Source organism: Aureliella helgolandensis (genome assembly GCF_007752135.1).
In the GTDB taxonomy this organism is placed as follows: domain Bacteria; phylum Planctomycetota; class Planctomycetia; order Pirellulales; family Pirellulaceae; genus Aureliella; species Aureliella helgolandensis.
Genome location: NZ_CP036298.1, coordinates 7,253,354 through 7,274,467, shown reverse-complemented (window position 1 = coordinate 7,274,467; position 21,114 = coordinate 7,253,354). Strand labels below are relative to the sequence as shown.

Here is a 21,114-nt window from a genome sequence, read left to right as displayed (position 1 = left end):
AGCCGAAGGATCTATAGGCTATTCCCTGGGGGGGATTTTGATGAGGGGCACTGCCCGAATTTTCTCGATTAAACGTAAGCTTCGCTGGTGACTTAATCCGCCCCATTCGTTGCGAAACTGGGGGGGAGTAAGTAGCCTAGTAGCACGCCGTACTGCAATTTCTGACTTTGGCAATCCACGACAATTATGCCCATCGAATTTACTTGTGAATCTTGCGGGAAACTTCTGCGCGTACCCGACGGGAGCGAAGGCTGTTCGTGTGAGTGTCCAGGGTGTAGCGCGGTGCTTGAGATTCCAGCTGCTCTTACCCGCGCACCGGCCGGGACGAGTCGTGCGGCGTCGGAAAATCGAGAGGCTGCTACGGGGCTTGCTTCAGGGCAGCCTGAGAATCGTCTAACAATCCCTTGTCCCAAATGTGCCTTTCAGTTGGTATGCGATCGCTCATTGCTAGGGACCAAGGGGCAGTGTCGCCATTGCCAGCACATCTTCCTCATTACAACCACTCCCGTTTCTGCGGTCGATTTGGACGACGAGTCTGAGCAGCGGTTGATTTTTAATTGCCCCGAATGCGACCAGTTGTTCGAGGGGCAAGAGGCGATGCGAGGCAGGAAGGGGAAGTGCCACTCTTGTGGTGCGGTCTTCCCCATTCAGCTCAAACAGCCGCAGCCTCACGGGCAGGGGCAGCAGGCTCCGGCTGTCAAAAAAGCAGAGCCGGCCACACAGGCACCGGCCACACAAGCACCGGCCACCAAGGAAGCACCAGCCGCAAAGAAGGCACCAGCCGCCAAAAAATCTCAGGCCTTAAAAAAGAAGCAGCCGAGTCCTGCGGCAAGTCCGGCCGCATCGCCACAATCCGTCATTTCCGCAGTTCCCGTGCCAGCGGTAATTCAGCTGACTTGCCACCAGTGCCGAGGGGTCATGGAAGTGCCGGGAACGGCGATTGGTCAATCGACGGCTTGCCCCTTCTGCCAGCAGATCATCTCGATTCGCCTGCCGCCCAGCCCGAAGGCGAATGCTGCCGCCCAACTGGGTGGGGGCCAAGCTGTAAACTCGCGGAACGCCCCAACGCAGGAGGAGAGCCTGGACGTCTGGGAAGATTTGGGTGACTTGAGTGGTGCGGGGATGGGAGCGAACGATCCCTTCAGCGCGCCGCCGTCCTCGAACTCTCAGGCGGGGTGGGGCAAGCCTGCGGGGGCTCGGAAGATCCAAGGCTTGACCTTCGCAAATGTGTTTGCCCTCGTGTTCCAGACCGCATTTCCAAGTTGCATGTACGGTTTGCTCCAGTATTTGGTGGTTGGAGTCTGTGCAGCACTAGTGCTCGTCCCTTCGGCCTACTTGGCACGTTTCATCATTATCTCCACCGTTCCGCTGGAGGATCCGGTCTCCAGGATGATCGCAGTTTACTCCTTAATGGGGGCGGGTATCCTGGCTTTGATGTGCGTGACAGCGCTAGTTATCTGTTTATTTTGCAATTTGGCGCTGCATGCCGTACGGAAGAAGAAGATCGACAGCCAGGTAATTTGGAGTTTGGGGGACGCCTATGGCGGCGTGTGGCTGCTGCAACTGATTTTAATGTCTGGTTCACTAATTGGGCTGGTTCTGGTCCCCTTACTGCTGAATTCCGAACCGCGGAGCCCTGAGCGTGAGGGGGCGGCGGGGCTTTTTCTAGCGATTCAAGCGTTGCTCCTCCTTTTTCAAATTGCCGGCTCCTTCTTACTTTGCACGGCACCCTTTGCTCTGTTGGACGGGCAGAGCTTTGGACAGGCCTTGCAGACCTCTGCATCAATTCTGTTCAACAACTTCTTGACCGTAGTGGGAGCCTGCATTTGTGGCTATTTAGGCTACCTGCTACTTTCTGCGGTGACTTGCGGTGTCGGGGGGGCACTATTTGTCGCACTTCCGGCCTATGTGTTGGCGGCCATTTATCATTTGGCCAAAAAGTAGGCTGCTGGCGGGGAACTGGCCGTACTGGCCGAGCAGGGCTTGTGCACGAGGAGCCCCCCACTCGAATTTAGTGCCTTTCCTTATTCCAATTGTTCTGCCAACCGTGTATAAATAACTTATCGTTATTGACATTGAGTCTCAATTGCAAGGCGGGCTTGCTGCATGTTTGCTCCCGAAATCCACAATACTGTCCTACCCATCGATTTTCTCCGCGCGAACGAGTCGGCTAAGGTTGTCGAGTTGTTAGGGGATGAGGGGCAGGTGCATCGACTTTCTGAAATGGGGCTTCGTGTCGGGGCGTTGATTCGCATGGTTCGCCCAGGTGCGCCATTTCTGCTGGCTTTAGATGGCAAGCGTTTGAGTGTTCGTCTGACAGATGGACTTCAAGTTTTAGTGGCAACCGCTTAGCCTCAGCCGTTGCATTCAAGCCTCGCCCCCCCCTGCCCCACTCAAATCCCTCCACCCACGGGCTGCTGCAATGCCATCGCTTGCTGATATATCGGCTGGCCAATCGGCCACCATTGTTGAGATCCTCGGTGAGGATTCGATCGCAATCCGTCTGATGGAGATGGGCTTGACCGAGGGGGAGACGATCTTGTTCGTCGGCAGTGCTCCGCTGGGGGATCCCATTGAGGTCTCGATCCGCGGATATCGTCTATCGCTTCGTCGCGCAGAGGCCCAGCGCGTTCAAATTCAACTCTCACCGGCGCCTTCTGTCAGCGATTCAAATTAATGGATTCTCGCCCCCCCTCCCCTGCCCCGGTCGGAAAATCTGCTGGCATTACCATCGCGCTCGTTGGGAATCCCAACACTGGTAAGAGCACCCTGTTTAGCGCTTTGTGTGGAGTGCCGGCCCGCATTGGAAATTATCCAGGGGTGACCGTTGAGAAGAAGATCGGCAGGTATCGCGACGAGAGTGGAGCGGTCACGGTTGTCGATCTTCCGGGGACCTATAGCCTTGCCGCTCGGACGCTCGACGAAAAGGTATCCGTCGACGTGCTGCTAGGGCGGCAAGCTGACGTGCCCAGTTTAGAAGTCATTGTCGTCGTGGTCGATGTGACCAATCTAGAACGCAATCTCTATCTGTTCACTCAACTCCGCCAGCTCGGCAAGCCAACGTTGCTGGTGCTGAACATGTGGGATCGGGCGACCGCAACCGGAATCAAGGTGGATCTGCAGGCGTTGAGCGAACGCCTGGGAACGCGCGTGGTAACTGCCTCAGCCAGTCGCAAGCAGGGAATCGGGGGCGTCAAACAGGCGATTCGCGAGCTGTCCGCACTTGCGGCCGCTGAGAAACAAAGCATTTTTAGCGCTGAAGTTCAGGCGGAAACCGCCGCAATCCAGCAGTGGACTGAGCAGCAGGCGGGCGTGGTTTTGGCTCCTTTTTTAGCCGAGCGATTGTTGTTCGACCGGGATGGGGCACACGCTCAAGAGCTGCAGCGCAAGCCGGGGCTGACCGATCTCTCCAATCAGTTGCAGGCGTCCCGACAGCGACTGGCCGACGCGGGGCAAAAGATCCCCGCCTTGGAAACTGCGACGCGGTACAGTTGGATTCGGAGCCAGCTCGATGGAGTGGTGCATCGGCCAGCGGAGACGCATGGCTCGACTTCCGATTCGATCGACCGCGTCATGACGCATCGCGTGTGGGGGTTGATCATCTTCGCCGCGATTATGTTTGTGGTGTTCCAGGCTATCACTTGGGGGACCGGTTGGGCCATGGACCGCATCAACGATGACGTTATGCCCGCCATTGCGGGAGTTGTCGAATCGGTCCTGCCGCCTGGTACGCTTCGTAGCTTGCTCAATGACGGCATTGTGGCGGGTGTCGGATCTGTGTTGGTGTTTCTGCCACAGATCTTGATGCTCTTCTTTTTCATCGGTTTGTTGGAGGATTGTGGCTATATGGCTCGGGCGGCGTTTGTCATGGACAAACTGATGACCAAGCTGGGCTTGAGTGGCAAATCCTTCCTTCCCCTCATGTCCTCATTCGCTTGCGCGGTGCCGGGCATCATGGCCACGCGCGTCATCGAAAATCGTCGCGATCGGATGGTGACCATTCTGGTAGCGCCACTGATGAGTTGTTCGGCTCGCTTGCCGGTTTATATCCTGCTGATCTATGCCTTCGTCCCTCAAATCACGTGGTTAGGGGGCTGGATCGGGTTGCAAGGCTTGGTGCTTTTCCTCATGCATATCGTGGGGCTGGTTGTGGCTGTGCCGGTGGCCTGGTTGCTCAAACGCTTTTTCTTTCCCGGGGATGTGCCTCCCTTTGTCATGGAGTTGCCAAGCTACAAGATGCCATCGCCAGGGGTGGTCTTCTTTCGCGTGTGGGAGCGTGCCGAGGCGTTTATTACGCGAGCCGGAACGCTGATTTTCTGCACTTCGATTTTGGTTTGGGCGGCAGGCTACTTTCCGGGGGATCATACTCGGCAGCATGAAATCGACCAGCGTTTAGAGGCCATGTCCGAGCCCGCCAGCGAGGCAGAGGTTGCCGAGTACGCGAGCTTGCTGGAAGAGCAGCGCTCGCTGAGTGGACGACTTATCGAAGGAAGCGCTCTTGGAATCGCAGGGAAGGCGATTGAACCGGTGGTGCGACCGCTGGGGTGGGATTGGAAGATCGGGGTCGGTGTGATCGCCTCGTTCCCCGCTCGCGAAGTCATTATCGCCACTCTGGGAACCATCTACTCGTTGGGTGGCGATAGTGAAGAGGCGTCGTTGCAGAGTGCGATCCGAGAGTCGAAGTGGCCAGATGGACGTCCTGTCTTTACGATTTCAGTGGCCTTGTCCATTATGGTTTTCTTCGCCTTGTGTGCACAATGTGCGGCGACCCTGATGGTCATCAAGCGAGAGACCAATTCGTGGCGATGGCCGGCCTTTACCTTCGCCTACATGACGTTGCTGGCCTATGTGGGCGCCTTGCTTACTTACCAAGTCGGCTCGCGATTGATTGGTTAGTGTTTCAGATAGCTCTAGCAGATGGGAGTGCAGCATGCCTACGATTGATTGGCAAACCGGTGTGGCCACGCTCGTCGTCTTGGCGGCGGCTGGCATGGCGGCTTGGAGGGTAAGCAATTGGTTCCGCGGGATTGGAGCTGAGCGCGGTTGCGGCTCGTGCCCCTCCAACACTTCGACAACCCCCGGGGCCCCCAAGGTGACTCCCTTGGTTCAGATCGACCTGCAATCCAAATCGAAGAAAGTGGGCCATTGAGGACTGGCTCAGCGGCTGCGCAGAACATCCAGTACCGATTGCATATCGGGTGGGATAGGGGATTCTATCGTCAGGGGCTTCCCTGAGATGGGATGCGTAAAAGCAATGCGACGCGCATGCAGGGCTTGGCGTGCAAGTAGAACTTCTTCATCCCCTGCTTGCGGTGGTTCCTTGCGTGCCATTCGCCGCAGCACTTCACCGCGGCTGATTCGCGAATGGCCTGCGTAGAGTCGATCGCAGAGTACGGGGGTGCCAACGTGATCCAGGTGAACGCGGATTTGATGGGTGCGTCCCGTCTTCGGCTCGACTTTAACTGAGGCGATTCCTTCGAAACGCTCCATGACCTCGTACCGCGTCTCGGCTTCACGGCTCTGTGGGTGATCCTTGCGGATTGCCATCTTATCGCGTTGGTAGGGATGGGGCCCGATGGGTTGGCGGACGACGTCGCGGTCCAACTCCATTCGCCCAACCACGATTGCAAAGTACTCTTTTTGAATCGTGCGTTGCTCAAACTGTTCGGAGAGACGCAAATGAACTGCGTTGCTCTTGGCGACCAGAATCACTCCAGTGGTGTCGCGATCGAGTCGGTGGACGATACCGGGACGCGTAACGCCACCGACGTCGCTTAGCTGCTGGAATCGGAAGGCGAGTGCGCTGGCTAGTGTGCCACTCCAATTGCCCTTGGCTGGATGGACAACCATGCCCGCCGGTTTGTCGATAGCGATCAAGTAGTCATCTTCGAAGAGGACATCTAGAGCGATATCCTCGGGTTGTGGACCATCGACAGGTGGTGGCGGCAGGTCGAGTTCGACTTGCTGTCCCTCTTTCACGCGAAAGCTAGGCTTGACGACCTCGCCATTGACGCGTGCCCCGCCGTCTTGCACGACTTTACGTAGAAACACCCGGCTGTAGGCGTCGAGCAGGATTGCCAGCATCGCGTCGATGCGCTGGCCGTTCTCTGCCTCGAGCACCGTATGCTCGAACAGCTCGGTTGTTGAGGGATCTTGGTCCACAGGTTCGGTACTTTATAGTGAGCGGGAGATGCGTGCCGAGTACCTGTTGCCGTTTCGCGGCGAACCGAGGGGACTGAGCGGAGTGGCTACGGGGACTGCCTCAGCCACTCACACCCTATACTGAGTAGATTGGGGGATCTTAAGGTTTGTCCGTGGTCTCGGCATCGCCAGCGGTAGCCGTGTCTGCGGCTGCCGAGGGTTCCAGTTCGAGAGCAGCCGAAGTGGGTTCGCTGGCAGGTGGCACTTCGTTGATGGCGGGCGGTACATTGGCGGCGGGCGTCTCTGCCGTTGGCACAACACTGGGGCCAGCAGGGGCCGGCGGTACACTCACTCCCTCTTCGGCAGGTACCTGCACGGGAGCACTGGATTCAGGCAAGTCGGTGGCCGGCGGTGGTGTGACAGGCGTCTCCGAGCCGGCGGGGCCGTCTGTGGGGAGGCCGAATGACATGCCGCCCGGACCCAGCGGAGGAAGGTTTAGGTTGCTAGGAAGGTCGATGGGGGCATCTGGCTTCGGGTCGAGTGTGCCGAACCATGCATAGAATTCTTTGCCCGAATCGCTGTTGAGGAATGCCAATCGCTCGCTGGCACTTCGCAGCAAAGCTTCCCGAGGAGTCGCTTTCATCAGTTTTTCGTAGTAGGCGATGGCGGTATCGAGATCGCCTAAGGATTCGTGGGCTTGGGCCAAGCCGTAGAGGGCTTTGGCACGCAGTTCTTGATTGGAGGAATCTTCCAATTGCTCGAACTCGCTTATCGCCTGCTTGATCAACGACTCCCCTTCGGACTTGTTGACGTACAGGGCATCGACGCCTCTTTCCAGGAAACCATTCCCGGCGGTCTGGCGAGCCCAGCCAGCAGCACTGCTGTTCGGATAACGCTCGGACAAATCCAAGAAGGCTTCGGCCTCTCCACCAGCCATGCTGAAATAGTAGTCTGTCCAGGCTTCGGCAGCCTGCTTTCGGGCGGAGCTGGAGTAGAGACCCCAGGCCAGCGAGCCGACGACCAGGATCGCTAATCCACCCAAAATCATGGGCCAGTAGGAGTGTACGGACTCAAGCCCGGCACCGACGCGATCCGCCAATACGTTTTTCTCAAGCTCGTGGCGGCGTTCGCTTTTCATCGAAGATCCTTCGTCCGCATTGTTGAAGTGCGGTATTTATCTGGAAATGCACTAACGGGTAAGACAGTTAAGGCTGCGCCCTGAGTGGCACAGTTGGCGTTAGTATAGGAGTCAATTCAATTATCCTCAATATCGCTCGCAGCCCGAGCGGCAACACTTCCTGTGAAACTTTTCGAAACGACGCGTCAACTTACGGGGTTTACCAAGTCCATGGAACGGAGGGTTGCCAAGCGTCATCGAAGAATCCGGTGTGGACGACTCGACCCGGCAGGGTGTCTGAGGGTGGTTGGTCCAGTCCGATAATCGCCCAGTCCGGCAAATGCGGGTTTTGCAGGGAATTCGTGCGATCGTGGGCTTGGCGAAACGTTGGGCCTGAATTCAAAACAATGTAGCGATGGTTTGCTAGGGGATTGGGGTAGATTGCTAGCAAGACATTTTGATCTGCTGAGGCGTTCCATTGGCCGACTCGCGCCGATTCCGTATTCCATTGCAGAGGCCAAACTTGTTGCTCACCGGCGGTAAATAAAGCGTTGATGACCCGATTGCTGTGCGGTGTCCCCCAGAGGATCAGGTGGTAGCGCTGCATGTCTTCGGGCGTAACATCTTGGTCGGATTTAATGCGGAGGTCACCGCGGAAGAGGTCTCGCCAGCGGGTTTTGAAGTTTTCCAGTTCGCAGGCGACCCATTGGTCGACGGCCGGATGGGCTGACTGGCCGCTAGGAACCACCACCAGGAAGGGATCGATGAACGCGTCATCGATGGGCCCCGACAGCCTTGGTCGCTTGCGCAGTTCCGGCAATTCGTCCACCACCCGCCACTGGTCAGCCTCGCGCGTTAGCAGCAATTCCGCTTCTCCGGAGGGGAGTTGCAATTGGTTGTCGTCTACGATCATTTCGCTTCCGATTGGATCGTCTTCGAGAATCCGGAGACGCAGGCGACTTACATTCTTAGTAGTGACATGCCAGTGGGAATCTACGAAACTGGCATCGGCGCGGGTGTCTGCGTATTGTTGTTCGGCGCCATCGATGACCAACCAGCGAAAGCTGGAGTAGCGTGGGTGCTGGGATTGAATCGAAAAAGGTTGCTGGCCGCGTCCCCTCCCCTGCTCGACGGCCGAATGCATCCGTCGCAGGATCTCTGCTAGCGTGTCGGGATGATATTTGTGCCCCATGCCAGGACCGATTAAATGTGGCAGCTGCCGGCCCTCTGCTGCAAAGGCTTCCTCCATTACCTGAGCGGCTTGGATCTGCTTGTCGAGCTCCCCGCTGTAGGCCACGAACGGGAAATTGAACAGGTTTCGCGTATAGCCTGGTACATCATAGATGCTCCATAGTATCTGCTCGTAGCGAGGCGGGAAGTGTTCCGGTTTGAGCCGTTGGTAGCGTGAGGTCTCTGCGAATCCAGCCCCGGGGCTGGCGGCCGCAAAGCGTTCGCCGTAGTGGGCAGCCAGATGCCACACGCCCGCTCCGCCCATGGAGAATCCCATCAAGACAATGCGTTCGCGGTCGACGGGGTAGTTCTCACACACAAAATCAATCGCCTCCATAACGTCCGTCTCGCCAGCCGACTTAAACCCAATGCATTGCCTGCCAAAGGGGTGAACTACGATCGCGTTGGCGGGAGCGATTTGTCCGGTTTTGTCCAGCCGCTCGCAGATGAAGTGCAAATCGGTCGATTTATCACCACGACCGTGCAGCCAGACGTACAGGGGAAGCGAGCGTTGGCTGTCGGTCGCCCAATCTTCGGGCAATACTAAGCCGAGCGGTTGTGCGGAACCGTCGATAGCGGAGGTAAACCCACGGACTTGCAAGCCACTCCCGGTCGCCCAAGGGGATTGCCCAGCTTCGATTGCAGTTAGACGCTCGGCAGCCAAATCCACTAATCGATCGACTTTGGCGAAATCCTTGGTTTGGTACAGCTCGTGAATGTCGAGTGCGTATCGGCAGGCTTTCAGTAGGATTTGAACATCGGGTGCGGAGGGACTCGTTGGCAGTGCGTCGAGTTTGGCCTGTAGGGAGGCGATCTGGCGATGCCACGCCGCGAGTTGTTCCGGCGGTACTGCAATCCCTTCCGGAGGGAGTTGACGCTGGATTTCTGCGCAGGCCTGTGGAGTTTGAGCGGCCAGCCGAGGGCCAGCGGCGCGTTCACTGGGGCAGGCCAGCGAGAGGATTCCAGCCAGAATTCCGCACAGCCAGATGCGCTGCCAGATGAGCCTCCCTGGGGAGAATTGAGTGGGGCAAGCTTGCGCGGACGAGCGGGGCGTTGCGAGGTGCCATGTTGCCTTGCCCAGCAAATGGGAGTCGCTACCTGACGCGAAGGTTAGAAACTGTATCATAGGTGTGAAGCAGACGTTGGAGAATTTAGTATCTAGGATTTCAACCATCAAGCGTGTGGTCCCATGTCATGGCCCTGGCTGGGATGCCGTGTTGAGAACAGTATAAGATCGTAGAGACTCAATGAGCACGAAAGATCGACCTATTTCACCACTTTCGCTGGGACCTCGCATTACTTGTTTACCCGTTGTGCATGGCAGCGGCAACTGTGCCCTAGCGGTTCGCAAGTGGTTGCTGGAGAACCGGTGCGACTGCCTCGCCGTGGAGCTCCCCGACTCCTTCCGGACGTCGGTGCTGGAGGCGGTTGAACATCTCCCGACTCCGAGCCTCGTTCTGCAGCCTTGCCAGCCTTCGTATCAATCGAGTTGGACTCCTCCGTCTGAAGGAGTTGGCGAAGAGGAGGACGATGCGGCTACCGAAGAGGCGTGGAGCTACGTGCCCATCGATCCATGCCAGCCGGTGATTATGGCCATGCGAGTCGCCATCGGCGAGCATTGGCCCGTCGAATTCTGTGATATGGAGACCAATGGCTTCCAACCTCTGGCATCGGTAATGCCCGACCCCTATGCGTTGAAGACGGTCCCGATTGAAAAGTTTGCCACGGCCATTCTCCCGAGCGTATCGCGTCCGTTTCAGGAGCAGACGGAGCAACGTCTGCAATTCATCGCTTGGCGTCTGCGACAATTGGAAAAGCAGCACAAGCACATTGTTCTGATTTGCTCCATCTTGCATTGGCCCTGGTTGCGGGAAGCTTATTACGAGGGGAGTCATGAGCCGCCGGTGCATGATTCGGTGTTGCCTCCTCGGTCCTACAGTTTAACTCCCAATTCGTTAGCGTTTTTGTTTGGAGAGCTCCCCTTTATTACCGGGCTCTACGAACGCGCCCGCGCCCAGTTGGAAGACGACGAGAATTTGGCAATCGATGGCGTTAAGCAGCTGTTCCTGTCTGCCCGCAGTAGCTACCTGCAGGACCTCGGCAAACGCGCCCGGCGGATCACACCGCTGCTGCTTACCCAGTGCTTAAAGTACACTCGAAACCTGACGCTGTTTGATCACCGTATGACTCCTGATCTGTATACGATGACGGTCGCGGCGCAACAGATTTTGGGAGATCAGTATGCGATTCACTTGATCGAAACGGCCCGTGACTATCCGTTTCACGAAGACCTGGGGTTGCCTACCGCAACGCTCGGCATCGATCAGCTGCGCTTGCCTGATGGAGATCGGGTCAGCGTGGTAAGCCGCTTGCCTGGGCAGCCTGTCTCCTGGCGATCGTTGGAACTGCGGCGAAGGCCTGAGCCGGAGGATCGCGAGCGTTGGAAGACGCAGTGGAATCCTTACTCCCAATGTTCCTGGCCTCCCGAGGACAGTTTGATTGAGAGCTTCCGCACGCGCGTCGTCGATCGCGCCAAAGCTCTACTGGGAGCGGATTTGGCGCGTAGCGAAAAGTTTTCAACGAGTATCAAGGATGGGATCGACATTCGCGAGACCATTCGCCATTGGTACGATGGCGACATCTACGTGAAGGTCATGCCGCCGAGTATCGGCACCATTGACTGCTGCGTCATGATGTTTGACACGCCGGCAGATCCGCGAGATTATCCCTGGAGAACGACGTGGTTTGCGGAACACAAGGAAGAGTCGACTCTCGCGTTTTTTGCCAGCGATTTTGCTGAGGAACTGGTGGGGCCAGGGATCGCCCTGGCGACCTATGGGGGCGCAATGTTTCTCTACCCGCCTGTTCCCATTCCTGATGTTTGGCATGATCCACGGCTCGATTTTGCGACTGATTTGGAAGACCGCTTACTGGCAGCGGCCTGTTTGCACTCGCGCGAACGTCAGGTGGCCTTGTTGAGTCCCAAGCCGCCAACCGCCTCGTGGCGTCGCATCGCCAAGCGTTTCCACAAGCAATTGGTCCATATTCCGTTGAGTAAGTTTAATGAAGCCATGCTGCAACAACTACGCATGGTCCATGTCCTAAACGGAACTGAGGTCCGCTCTTACGCGGAGCATTTTATCCGTAAAGCCTAAGGTTGACGCTGTCTGCTTGACTCCCTTGCCCAGCAGGCAGACAATCATCCCCTGAGTAAGTGGTCCGTTGGCATGGCGAGCCGGGCAGGCCTGTATTTTTTTAAAGAGATTTTCCCGATTGGGCTGCGATCGCCAGCCTAAGGCTGAGGGGAAAGTTGGGAGACCAACCATTGTTAGGAGCAAACAGTGAAGCATCTCGATCACCTTAAGAATCTAGTTATTATGGCTGCCGCCGACGGTAGTCTTACCGAACATGAAATTGCACTTCTGGTCGATCGATGTTCGACGTTGGGATTAGCAGAAGAGGATTTGGAAAAAGCGATCGCCTTTGCCCTCAGTGGTGAGGCAAAGCTCAAGTTCCCCGTGGACCGCGTCGAGCAAGATCAAATGCTCGCCGACATGATGCGAATGATGGCCGCTGATGGAAAGCTGAGCGAGATTGAAAAGCGTCTATTCGCCTTGGCTGCCGCTAAGATGGGCGTTTCCAAGACCGACTTGGATGCGTTGATTGACAAGCTCGTGCAGCAATAACCTCTATGCAGAGGCGACTGCTGCCAAGCATTCCGGATCATCGTGCCGAACATTATTGACGCGCGTCGAGACCTGGCGAATGCAAAAGAAGTCATCTGCGGCAGGTTGTAAGAGCTCCGAGGCCTCCTGAGCCTTGCAGCGAGGATCGATCCAACGCTCCGCCTCGGCGGGGTGGAGGACGACTGGCATGCGATCATGCACTTCGGACAGGGCATGATTCGCCGCCGTGGTAATGAGGGTGCAGGATCGGATAGGAACGCCTGTTGCGCGACGATTCACCTCCCACAGCCCTGCCAGCAACATCGGGCCTCCGCCAGCAGGCGCCAGCCAACATGGTTGTTTTCGACCGTCGGCTTGCTTTTGCCATTCGTAATATCCGTCGGCTAAAATCATGCAGCGACGCTCGGCGAGTGGCCCGGCAAAGGAGCGTTTTTCGAGTAGGGTCTCGGCCCGAGCATTGATCATACGACTGCCAATCGCTAAATCTTGGGACCAACTTGGGATCAATCCCCAGCGGAGTTGGTCGAGCGTGCCTCGCCCAGGATGCTCGCTGTCCAGTATCGCTAGGATGTTTTGGGTAGGCGCGATGTTGTAGCGGGGTGTCCACCCTGCAGGAGGCTCCCAATGCTCTAGTAGCGGAAGCAGGAGTTGTCCCCACTGGCTAGGCAGCGTTTGGAGTGTAAAGCGGCCACACATGGTTCCGTCTCGATCGGTGAAGGGGAGTTTTTGAGAATGACACAAATTGTAGAGCTCAGCACAACCACGGAAACCTTCGAGCAGGCACAGATGCTGGCTAGGTTAATGGTTGAATCGCAATTGGCGGCCTGTGTCCAGATTACCGGCCCGATTCAAAGTGTCTATCGCTGGCAGGGAGCCGTTTGCGAGGCGACTGAATTCCGCTGCGTTGCCAAGTCGACTCAATCTTGCATCGAACGTCTCATGGCGCTTGTCGACGAAAAGCATCCGTACGACGTACCCGAGTTGCTGGTGGTCGAAGTGGTTGGCTGCTCTCCAGCCTACGCTCAGTGGATTGTCGAACAGTTGGGGGAATAGCATCGTCGGTGTGAGGGGAGCGATCAAAAGCGGTGGGATACATTGCCTCGTCCGCCCGCTCCCGCCCCGACTTCAGGTTGGGATACCGCGTTGGGGCTAGGTTTTCTTCTGTTGGTCGTCACCCGTTAAGTCTCCCACATCGAGCAGTGGCACTTCTGCAGATAATCGCGGCTGTGGCATCGTGTGTTCAGGGTCTCCCACGCGTAGATGGTGCTGCTGGTGGAGTTTGCGTAGATGCTCGCGTGGAAACGCGTCTGGCAAGTGCAGGCCATCACGTTGCAGGAAGTATTCGTGGTTCTGATGCACTCGGTTGTAGTGGATGTCTTGGATGTGAAATAGTCCAGGATCGTTGTCACCTTGATGCGCCAATAGTTCGATTTGTTCGCCCACTTCCAGGTCGATGGGCGGGACTTCCAACCATAGAGTCGGTTGCAACCGTAGCGTCTGCTGGCCGTAGGCCAACCAGTAGTATTCTCCATCCCATTTTTCGCGACGGAATACGCGTTCGCTGGGGATTAGTTGCTTAGCCAATTCTCGATCTTCGGGATGAATCCACGCCTCGCCATCGACGGGCCAGCGATCGTAGATCCCGTAGTCGGGTAGGGCTGGGCTCATGTTGGTTATCGGTTGATCGCTCATCACAATTTCCTTCCATCTGTGGCCTGAATCATTCCAACGCACGGAGGTTAGCCAGCGCGCTGGCCCAGCCATTTTTTTAAAGTTAACATGTCATTCGCGATGGCTTCCCAACGCTGTTCGAGTAAATGGCTTGGACGATGGTCAATGTATTCCATATGTAGTGAAAGTGGGCCGACCAAGCCATCTTGCGCTATTTTTTGGAACAGTGGCTGAGCGAGCCCATCCCCCAGGGGAACGTTGACCGGTTTGTTCGATTCCCAGGCAAAATCCTTGACGTAAATGGCTCCTAGGTTAGGCCGCACTCTCGCGTAAGCGGCAGGCCAACTTTGCGAGAGCTCGACGGTGGTGTGCCGAGTGTCCATCGCGATGGCGATGGCGCTTGGGTCGAGGTCAAGCAACACGTCCTGAAGATCCCACAGTGCTGCCCCCACCATATTCTTGCCAGCATGGTTTTGATAGAGCCCCGTGATGCCTAGCGATTTGCAGAGCACCGCCAACTCGCTGGCGGCTTTTGCATGCCGTGCCAATTGCGGAAGTATGGGTTGCGCGAAGTCGTAGCGGTAGTATTCCATGCGGAAGTAGGGGATGCGATGTGCGGCGAGCAATTCAAGTTGCCGTTCGCTAGTGGCATCGACCGAATTGATGTTGCTGGCTGCGATGAGTACGCGTTGGTCGTACTTGGACAGCGCCTCGCACAGTCTAGGCAATTGTTCCCCCAAGTTGGCTGGCTCGATTTGACCTCCGGTTCGAAGAGTTGCTTCGATGCCATTGGCGCCAATCTGTTGCAGTCGCTCTCCCATGGCCTCAGCCGATTCCTCTTGGAAGGGCTTGGCAAACACGGCGATAGGATGGTCAGGCGGTGGTGGGGAGGGAGCTTTGGGGGTTTGCGCGCTGACGCCCCGGTGAGTCTGGAATGCAGTCGTGGCAGTGGCAGCGGCTGCAACGGTCAAGAAGTTCCGGCGGCTAGTAAACATCGTTGAAGATTCCAGTGGACTTGGGTTTTAACTGAGTTGGTGAGGCCACGAGCCTACGGCGGATCGGCGCCGCCGCGATTGAAGGGATGGCAGCGAAGGATGCGCCAGATCCCCTTCAGCGTACCACGAATGGGCCCGTACTTGCCAATCGCACCGATCATATATTCGCTGCAAGTCGGTTGAAATCGGCAACTTGGGCCAAGCAGAGGGGAGATTCCTCGTTGATAGAACTTAACCAACGCAATCAGCCCGGCTGCGCAACGACTCTTGAGCCAGCGCGTCAGGGATTTCAGCGAGCTTACGACCATGGTTGCTAGCTCAGAATGGAATGGACGACCTTGCCGGCCACGTCGGTTAGTCGGAAATCTCGCCCCTGGAAACGGTAGGTTAAACGCTCATGATCGATGCCAAACAGGTACAGCATAGTGGCGTGGAGATCATTGACGTGGACCGGGTTTTCAATGGCCGAATAGCCCAGTTCGTCGGTAGCCCCGTAGACCGTTCCTGGAGTCACGCCTCCGCCGGCCAACCAAGTGGAAAATCCTTTGATGTGGTGATCGCGTCCGGAGCCTTGAGCCATGGGCGTGCGCCCGAATTCTCCTCCCCAAATCACGAGAGTATCGTCGAGCATACCGCGTTGCCGCAAATCTTGAATTAGGGCGGAAGTCCCCTGGTCGACAAGTTTGGCCGTCACGGCGGCTCCCGCTTTGATGCCACCGTGGTGGTCCCAGCCACGGTGGTAGAGCTGGATAAAACGCACGCCACGCTCAGCTAAGCGGCGTGCCAACAGGCAGTTGGAGGCAAAGCTGCCGTCTCCTCCCTCGGTTCCGTATAGGTCAAGAATGTGCTGAGGCTCACCGGAAATGTCCATCAGCTCGGGCACCGAGGTTTGCATCTTGAAGGCGAGTTCGTATTGCGCGATGCGAGTGGCTATCTCGGGGTCTTGGAAGGTTTCGTCCCCCAATTGATTCATCCTTTGAACCGCATTGATGACCTCCCTTTGCCGCGTGAGATTGACTCCTTTGGGATTGCCGACATAAAGCACGGGATCTCCTTTGGAGCGGAATTCAACACCTTGAAATCGACTAGGTAGAAATCCACTGTGCCATTGACGCGAAGCGATGGGTTGGGACTGTCCACCACCCACGCTGGTCATGACGACGTAGCCCGGCAAGTCATCTGCCTCGCTTCCCAATCCGTACTGTAGCCAAGAACCCATGGAGGGACGCCCTGGGATACTGGTTCCCGTATTCATCAAGGTGTGAGCGGGATCGTGATTGATCTGGTCTGTATGCATCGATTTGATTACACAAATGTCATCCACAATCTTGCTCATATGGGGCAGGATGCTGCTGATTTCAGTCCCCGCTTCGCCGTGCCGAGAGAATTTGAACTGAGGTCCCATGCATTTGAGGCTGTCGCGTTGTCCTTGGAGTTGTGCGATTTGTTGCCCTTCGGTAAACGATTTAGGCATGGGCTGACCATCCAAGGCCGCCAGCTTAGGTTTGTAGTCAAAGGTTTCCAGGTGGGAGGGGCCACCCGCCATCGACAAGTGGATGACGCGTTTGACGCGCTGAGGGAAATGCAGCGGATTGACGACTCCCGTCCACTGCTCCATTCGCTTGGCTTGCCCTTGCCCGCGTTTCGCGTCCACCGGTTCGCCAAGCAATAAAGCTGGATTCAATAGCGAATTCAAAGCTAGGGCCCCCACTCCGGCAGCAGCTCTACCCAGGAATGAGCGTCGCAATTCGATGCGTTGCAATTCTTCTAAAGCATTCATCTTCCTATCCCATCGCTAATTACGAGTGATCGTTTCATGCATATTCAAGAGGGCTCGAGCGACGCTCGTCCAAGCTGCCCAATCGGCTACCGGTAACTTGGGGTTGGGGGGCGAGAGTCCAATCTCGAGCAATTCTCGAGCGGCGGTTGCATCGACTGAGTATTGGTGCAAGTGCGCATCGAGAAGTTCTAGCAGCACCTGTTGTTCGGCCGGCGTGAAGCTGCGACTCAGAGTTCGCTGCGCGAGCCATTCGAGCCGAGTTGTTGAGGTTTCGCCTCCAAGCTCCATTGCATGTTCGGCCAGCTCACGTGCGGCTTCCACGTAAGATGGATCATTGAGCAGGACCAGAGCCGCCAGAGGTGTGTTGGAACGCGGCCGTTGGGCGGTGCACTCCTCGCGCGCCGGAGCATCCATTGCCTGCAACGCCGGATGAAGAAACTGACGCTGCCAGTGAGTGTACACGCCTCGTCGATACTGGTTTTGATCGGTGTCCGCTAGATATTCGCGTGTCGGAAAATTGAGGTGCTGGTAGAGTCCTGCCGGTTGGTAAGGTTTAGCACTTCGGCCACCAATTTCCCGTACCAGTAGGCCGCTCACAGCCAGCGCATTATCACGCACGATCTCAGCATCTAGGCGGAAGCGGGCTTGGCGAGCTACCAAGCGATTGAACGGATCGGCTTCGCGTAGGTCACTGCGACCATAGGAACTTTGGCGATATGTGTGGGACATCACCATGAGCTTGATCATGGACTTAATATCCCAGCCCGATTCCATGAACTCCACGGCCAGCGTGTCGAGCAGTTCGGGGTGCACTGGTGCTTCTCCTTGAGAACCGACGTCGTCCAGCACCTTGGAAAGGCCTACTCCAAATAGCATCGTCCACAGGCGATTGACAAATACTCGCGCCGTTAGTGGGTTGTCGCGAGCGACGATCCAGTTGGCCAGGTCGAGTCTGGTTGCGCGCCGGGGAGTTTCATTTTCGGCGGACTGGGAGGATTCCAAGGGAGGAAGGAAGTGGGGGACCCCCGGTTGCACAACCTCACCTGTCTTGTCCATCCAATCTCCACGCTTGAGCACTCGCATCTCACGAGGTGCGGTCGCCATGGTAACTAGCGTGGTGCGAGTGTGTGCAGCGACGATCGTCTGCCGCTCCTGCATCAATGCGTCCAACTGTTGGCGCAGTGGCTCGAGCTGCGGTGCTGTCGCACGGAAGTAGTCCGACAGAATCTGCCGTTGAGACGCGGTGCGTTGAGAGGCCTCGATGGCTAAAACAGGGGGAATCGCTGCAGGCAGAGCTTCGGGGAACCTGGCTTCGGTAGCTGCCGTCAGCGCGGTGCCATGCAAGCGGAAGCAGCCCAGGGTATGGGTGGGGTTGGTGTGGTTTTGTTCGAGGACCACGACCAGCTTACCGCCGCTGATCGCTACTGCTTTCTCGAATCCAAGGGTCAGGTAATTTGTTTGTCCAGCTTCAGGGAGAATGGCCCAGCCCCATGAGGCGCCTTGCGCGTCGGCATCGATGGCCGCAGCGGCCGCCCACTTTCCATACGGGTTGTCTCCACCAGCTTCCTGCTCAATGGAGGCGCGCGCCCGAGTGAACGGGATGGGATGTCGCGTACCTTCGGCGTCCTCGAGGAACGCTTTGAATTCCGTCAGTACGAAATTGCCATTGCCGGCACGGCCTGGTCCGGAGTTGGGTAGCGAGGCATCGGGCAAAACTTCCAGGCATAGACCGGTAAGCGGCGCCTCGGGCAATTCGAATGATACCTGGTAGCTGTTTTGTTTGGGGTTCTTGCCCGAGGCGAGCAGGGTCGCATCTTCGCGGATGGTGAGCGATGTGCCCGCTTGGGCAGACGCCGAAGTGGGCTGGAGAGTTTGCCAGGCTTGCAGACCCAGGCGAAGCTCGGCTTCCCAAACTGCTTGGGCCTGCTGCAGCTCCGCAATTAATTCTGGGGAGGGAGCATCTATCTTTCGTTGGACCTGCTGAATCTGTTGGTCTACCGGAGCCAGCAAGCTTGGCAGCGTAGGGTCGGGCACCTGAACCGAGGGGCCCCATCGTTCCCCATCCACGACCGTGTCGTAGAGGCCTCGTTCCTTGATGTCCGCAAAAAAAGCGGCGAAGCGGTAGAAGTCTTTGGCGGTGAAGGGATCGAACTTATGATCATGGCACTCGGCGCAGCCTAACGTGGATCCAAGCCAGACGGTGGAGGCCGTGCGTACTCGGTCCGCAGCGTACTTCACCAAGTACTCTTCGGGTTGAACACCCCCTTCGGCAGACATCATGCCCAGACGGTTGTATCCCGATGCAATTTTCTGTTCTTGGGTGGGCGCGTCGAGCAGGTCGCCTGCCAGTTGCTCGCGGGTGAATTGGTCAAACGGCAGGTTGGCATTAAAGGCATTAATCACGTAATCGCGGAAGGGGGAGACCGACATGTCTTGATCCCCGTGATACCCGACGGTATCGGCATAGCGCACGAGATCCAGCCAGGCCATCGCCATGCGTTCACCAAAGTGAGGCGATTGCAATAAGCGATCAACGACCTTCTCGTAGGCTTCCTCGGAGTCGTCGGCGAGAAATTTGGTTACATCCACTGGATCGGGAGGCAGACCGACAAGATCGAAACTGAGTCGACGAATGAGGGTGCGTCGATCGGCATCTTGCGAGGGAGTTAACCCACGCTTTTCCAGTTTGCTAAGGATAAAGAAATCGATCCAATTGTGAGCCCATTCCCGTTGAGTCGTGGCGGGTGGGGCGTGTCGTTTGGGCGGCGTGTAAGACCAGTGCTCACTCCACTCGGCCCCCTGGGCAACCCACCGGATGAGTACCTCCCGCTCCTCTTCGGTGAGCTGTTTAAGATGGTCTTGGGGAGGCATCACTTCGTCTGCGTCGCTTGATACAATGCGACGTACTAGTTCACTCTTGTCTGGATCTCCTGGTGCAACGGCGACGTAGCCCCCCAGGTCAGCCAACGCCCCAGAATGCGTGTCCAGTCGCAAGTCGGTTGGTCTCTGGGTGGCATCCGGCCCATGACACGCATAGCACTTGTCAGACAGAATGGGGCGGACTTCGGAGCGAAAGTCGACCGATTGGGCGGCTGCAGTGAGGCTGCTGCACGCGGCGAGCAGCCCGATGGTCGCTTGTCGTGTAAAGCCCTGAAGGTTGATTCGATGCATGAAAAACCGCCTATGAAGCTGGAAATGCTAGAGGGCCTCAGCGCCCTGTCCCTCAGCGCTATGTCACAGCTAAGCATTTGGGAAGCAGGGATTCGCCACCGACGTCAACCTCGGTTTGAACCAAATGCAATCGCGACGATGCCAGATGTGTCGAACCCAAAAATCGGGTTTCGGCACGGTATGTAGGGTGGGAAGCGAATGAGGATTACTCCCCATTCTACTACAACCGCCTCCCTTGCGGAAAGCTTTGAGATGTACACGCGATGCGATCGTTACGAAAACTTGGCAAATGACTTGCATAGGGTCCGCGATGCGGTGTTTCTAATCGAGCAAGGTGTGTCTGCCGAAAAGGAACGCGACCTGTTTGACCAGGATTGCATGCATGCGGTTGCTTACAGTGAGCCCGAGTTTCCGGTCGCCACCGGTCGGATCGACCTGCAGCAGTTGGGGAAAGTTGGGCGTGTGGCTGTTTTGAAATCGCATCGAAGACGGGGCTATGGGACGCTAATTATGCGTGCTTTGGAGCAGGCAGCACGCGATGCTCAGTTGAGCCACATCTGGTTCCACGCCCAAGCTTCGGCAGTTCCCTTCTATCAATCGCTGGGGTACCAAGTCAGCGGTACCGAGTTTATGGAGGCGGGAATGGAGCATGTCCGCATGGAGAAATCCATCACTGATTGAAGTTCCCGCTAGTTGTTTCAGGCCTCCCAGACGGTATATATTGACACTCCGAGATCATTGCAGCGATTCGAACGCGATGTGGCGTTGAGGCTGGCAGTGATCGGTTGCCCAAACAAAGGTTTTGAACATGCGTTTTTCAATTGGCATGAAGTGGCTGTGCTCGATCGCCGCATTGGCGGCTCTGGCCTGTGGAACCGTGTCGAGCGTAGCTCGCGCTCAAGAAGACGGTTCGAAAGAAGCCAAGTACACGATCAAGGAAGTCATGGTTCAAGGTCACAAAGATGGCCTGTTGAAGAAGATCCTAAGTGGTGACGCCAGCCAGGAAGAGAAGCAAAAGTTGCTCGATCTCTACATCAGCATGTTTGAGTTTGAGCCCACCAAAGGCGATATGGGATCCTGGCAGCGATTGGCTGGTGGCGCCACTTTGGCCGCAGCCAAAGTGGTCGTCGGACGCGAAGATGGGTTGAAGGAACTTGAGAAAGCCAGCAACTGCAAGGCTTGCCACACGGCTCACAAACCCAACTGATGTTTAGGCCCTAGGGAGAGACCTCTATTCTCTATCCGCCTCTCACTCGCCCTGTGCGGTAGGGAGGCGGATTCTAAAGGGGCTCGTGGTCGGTACTGGCGTCCTCTTTACTCGCC

The 21,114-nt window shown here is 56.9% G+C and carries 19 protein-coding genes; 10 read left to right on the top strand and 9 right to left on the bottom strand.

What is annotated here, in order from left to right; translation table 11 throughout:
- Nucleotides 1–282: 282 nt before the first annotated feature.
- The 5 genes from Q31a_RS25760 (at nt 283) to Q31a_RS25740 (ending at nt 5,149) form a co-directional block, all read left to right on the top strand.
- Nucleotides 283–1,944 (top strand): hypothetical protein, encoded by a 1,662-nt coding sequence (locus Q31a_RS25760; protein ID WP_145084448.1) that lies wholly within the window; start codon nt 283–285, stop codon nt 1,942–1,944.
- Between the two features lie 162 nt (nt 1,945–2,106).
- A complete protein-coding gene (locus Q31a_RS25755; RefSeq protein WP_145084444.1) occupies nt 2,107–2,352 on the top strand; it encodes a FeoA family protein in 246 nt (81 codons plus the stop codon).
- 70 nt (nt 2,353–2,422) lie between these two features.
- Nucleotides 2,423–2,677, top strand: coding sequence for a FeoA family protein (locus Q31a_RS25750; RefSeq protein ID WP_145084441.1), 255 nt, complete (start codon nt 2,423–2,425; stop codon nt 2,675–2,677).
- Nucleotides 2,677–4,896, top strand: coding sequence for a ferrous iron transport protein B (gene feoB, locus Q31a_RS25745; protein WP_145084438.1), 2,220 nt, complete (start codon nt 2,677–2,679; stop codon nt 4,894–4,896). Before Q31a_RS25750 ends, feoB begins: the two co-directional genes overlap by 1 nt.
- Nucleotides 4,897–4,930: 34 nt before the next feature.
- Nucleotides 4,931–5,149, top strand: coding sequence for a hypothetical protein (locus Q31a_RS25740; protein WP_145084435.1), 219 nt, complete (start codon nt 4,931–4,933; stop codon nt 5,147–5,149).
- An 8-nt stretch (nt 5,150–5,157) separates the two neighbouring features.
- Here the strand turns inward: Q31a_RS25740 and Q31a_RS25735 are convergent, their stop codons facing one another.
- From Q31a_RS25735 to Q31a_RS25725, 3 genes are all read right to left on the bottom strand, one after another.
- Entirely contained in the window at nt 5,158–6,162 is a 1,005-nt protein-coding gene (locus tag Q31a_RS25735; RefSeq protein WP_231690938.1) for an RluA family pseudouridine synthase, read from the bottom strand.
- Between the two features lie 139 nt (nt 6,163–6,301).
- Nucleotides 6,302–7,279 (bottom strand): tetratricopeptide repeat protein, encoded by a 978-nt coding sequence (locus tag Q31a_RS25730; protein WP_145084432.1) that lies wholly within the window; start codon nt 7,277–7,279, stop codon nt 6,302–6,304.
- A 199-nt stretch (nt 7,280–7,478) separates the two neighbouring features.
- On the bottom strand, nt 7,479–9,614 hold the full coding sequence (locus Q31a_RS25725; RefSeq protein WP_197355714.1) for an alpha/beta hydrolase-fold protein: 2,136 nt from the start codon (nt 9,612–9,614) through the stop codon (nt 7,479–7,481).
- A 121-nt stretch (nt 9,615–9,735) separates the two neighbouring features.
- On the opposite strand from Q31a_RS25725, the gene Q31a_RS25720 reads away from it, so the two are divergent.
- Together Q31a_RS25720 and Q31a_RS25715 are read left to right on the top strand one after the other, a co-directional pair.
- Nucleotides 9,736–11,643, top strand: coding sequence for a hypothetical protein (locus Q31a_RS25720; RefSeq protein ID WP_145084425.1), 1,908 nt, complete (start codon nt 9,736–9,738; stop codon nt 11,641–11,643).
- Nucleotides 11,644–11,829: 186 nt separating this feature from the next.
- On the top strand, nt 11,830–12,174 hold the full coding sequence (locus tag Q31a_RS25715) for a tellurite resistance TerB family protein (RefSeq protein WP_145084422.1): 345 nt from the start codon (nt 11,830–11,832) through the stop codon (nt 12,172–12,174).
- Between the two features lie 3 nt (nt 12,175–12,177).
- Here Q31a_RS25715 and Q31a_RS25710 read toward each other — a convergent pair whose 3' ends face one another.
- Entirely contained in the window at nt 12,178–12,915 is a 738-nt protein-coding gene (locus tag Q31a_RS25710; RefSeq protein ID WP_145084419.1) for an SOS response-associated peptidase, read from the bottom strand.
- On the opposite strand from Q31a_RS25710, the gene cutA reads away from it, so the two are divergent.
- On the top strand, nt 12,907–13,227 hold the full coding sequence (cutA, locus tag Q31a_RS25705; protein WP_145084417.1) for a divalent-cation tolerance protein CutA: 321 nt from the start codon (nt 12,907–12,909) through the stop codon (nt 13,225–13,227). The two genes, Q31a_RS25710 and cutA, sit on opposite strands and share 9 nt — an antisense overlap.
- A 96-nt stretch (nt 13,228–13,323) precedes the next feature.
- Here the strand turns inward: cutA and Q31a_RS25700 are convergent, their stop codons facing one another.
- Genes Q31a_RS25700 through Q31a_RS25680 form a run of 5 tightly spaced genes read right to left on the bottom strand, consistent with a single transcriptional unit; the run spans nt 13,324 to nt 19,791 of the window.
- Nucleotides 13,324–13,866 carry a DUF6960 family protein gene (locus Q31a_RS25700; RefSeq protein ID WP_145084414.1) on the bottom strand — a complete coding sequence of 181 codons (543 nt, stop codon included), beginning with the start codon at nt 13,864–13,866 and terminating at the stop codon, nt 13,324–13,326.
- A gap of 47 nt (nt 13,867–13,913) precedes the next feature.
- The gene (locus Q31a_RS25695) at nt 13,914–14,840 is read right to left on the bottom strand and encodes a TIM barrel protein (protein WP_145084411.1); all 927 of its coding nucleotides are present in this window, start codon (nt 14,838–14,840) and stop codon (nt 13,914–13,916) included.
- A gap of 53 nt (nt 14,841–14,893) precedes the next feature.
- The gene (gene yidD / locus Q31a_RS25690; RefSeq protein ID WP_145084408.1) at nt 14,894–15,148 is read right to left on the bottom strand and encodes a membrane protein insertion efficiency factor YidD; all 255 of its coding nucleotides are present in this window, start codon (nt 15,146–15,148) and stop codon (nt 14,894–14,896) included.
- Nucleotides 15,149–15,153: 5 nt separating this feature from the next.
- Nucleotides 15,154–16,620: a DUF1501 domain-containing protein gene (locus Q31a_RS25685; protein WP_145084405.1), complete on the bottom strand. Its 1,467-nt coding sequence runs from the start codon at nt 16,618–16,620 to the stop codon at nt 15,154–15,156.
- Nucleotides 16,621–16,635: 15 nt separating this feature from the next.
- The gene (locus Q31a_RS25680; protein WP_145084401.1) at nt 16,636–19,791 is read right to left on the bottom strand and encodes a PSD1 and planctomycete cytochrome C domain-containing protein; all 3,156 of its coding nucleotides are present in this window, start codon (nt 19,789–19,791) and stop codon (nt 16,636–16,638) included.
- A gap of 252 nt (nt 19,792–20,043) precedes the next feature.
- Here Q31a_RS25680 and Q31a_RS25675 point away from each other — a divergent pair, with 252 nt between their 5' ends.
- On the top strand, nt 20,044–20,472 hold the full coding sequence (locus Q31a_RS25675) for a GNAT family N-acetyltransferase (protein WP_197355704.1): 429 nt from the start codon (nt 20,044–20,046) through the stop codon (nt 20,470–20,472).
- A gap of 127 nt (nt 20,473–20,599) precedes the next feature.
- Nucleotides 20,600–20,998, top strand: coding sequence for a hypothetical protein (locus Q31a_RS25670; protein WP_145084395.1), 399 nt, complete (start codon nt 20,600–20,602; stop codon nt 20,996–20,998).
- The last annotated feature ends 116 nt before the right edge of the window (nt 20,999–21,114 follow it).

Coding starts and splice junctions, on each gene's coding strand:
- Q31a_RS25730 (WP_145084432.1), bottom strand. CDS start 7,279: ATGAAAAGCGAACGCCGCCACGAGCTTGAGAAAAACGTATTGGCGGAT.
- Q31a_RS25680 (WP_145084401.1), bottom strand. CDS start 19,791: ATGCATCGAATCAACCTTCAGGGCTTTACACGACAAGCGACCATCGGG.
- Q31a_RS25750 (WP_145084441.1), top strand. CDS start 2,423: ATGCCATCGCTTGCTGATATATCGGCTGGCCAATCGGCCACCATTGTT.
- Q31a_RS25675 (WP_197355704.1), top strand. CDS start 20,044: ATGTACACGCGATGCGATCGTTACGAAAACTTGGCAAATGACTTGCAT.
- cutA (WP_145084417.1), top strand. CDS start 12,907: ATGACACAAATTGTAGAGCTCAGCACAACCACGGAAACCTTCGAGCAG.
- Q31a_RS25695 (WP_145084411.1), bottom strand. CDS start 14,840: ATGTTTACTAGCCGCCGGAACTTCTTGACCGTTGCAGCCGCTGCCACT.
- Q31a_RS25725 (WP_197355714.1), bottom strand. CDS start 9,614: ATGATACAGTTTCTAACCTTCGCGTCAGGTAGCGACTCCCATTTGCTG.
- feoB (WP_145084438.1), top strand. CDS start 2,677: ATGGATTCTCGCCCCCCCTCCCCTGCCCCGGTCGGAAAATCTGCTGGC.
- Q31a_RS25740 (WP_145084435.1), top strand. CDS start 4,931: ATGCCTACGATTGATTGGCAAACCGGTGTGGCCACGCTCGTCGTCTTG.
- Q31a_RS25720 (WP_145084425.1), top strand. CDS start 9,736: ATGAGCACGAAAGATCGACCTATTTCACCACTTTCGCTGGGACCTCGC.
- yidD (WP_145084408.1), bottom strand. CDS start 15,148: ATGGTCGTAAGCTCGCTGAAATCCCTGACGCGCTGGCTCAAGAGTCGT.
- Q31a_RS25700 (WP_145084414.1), bottom strand. CDS start 13,866: ATGAGCGATCAACCGATAACCAACATGAGCCCAGCCCTACCCGACTAC.
- Q31a_RS25670 (WP_145084395.1), top strand. CDS start 20,600: ATGCGTTTTTCAATTGGCATGAAGTGGCTGTGCTCGATCGCCGCATTG.
- Q31a_RS25685 (WP_145084405.1), bottom strand. CDS start 16,620: ATGAATGCTTTAGAAGAATTGCAACGCATCGAATTGCGACGCTCATTC.
- Q31a_RS25755 (WP_145084444.1), top strand. CDS start 2,107: ATGTTTGCTCCCGAAATCCACAATACTGTCCTACCCATCGATTTTCTC.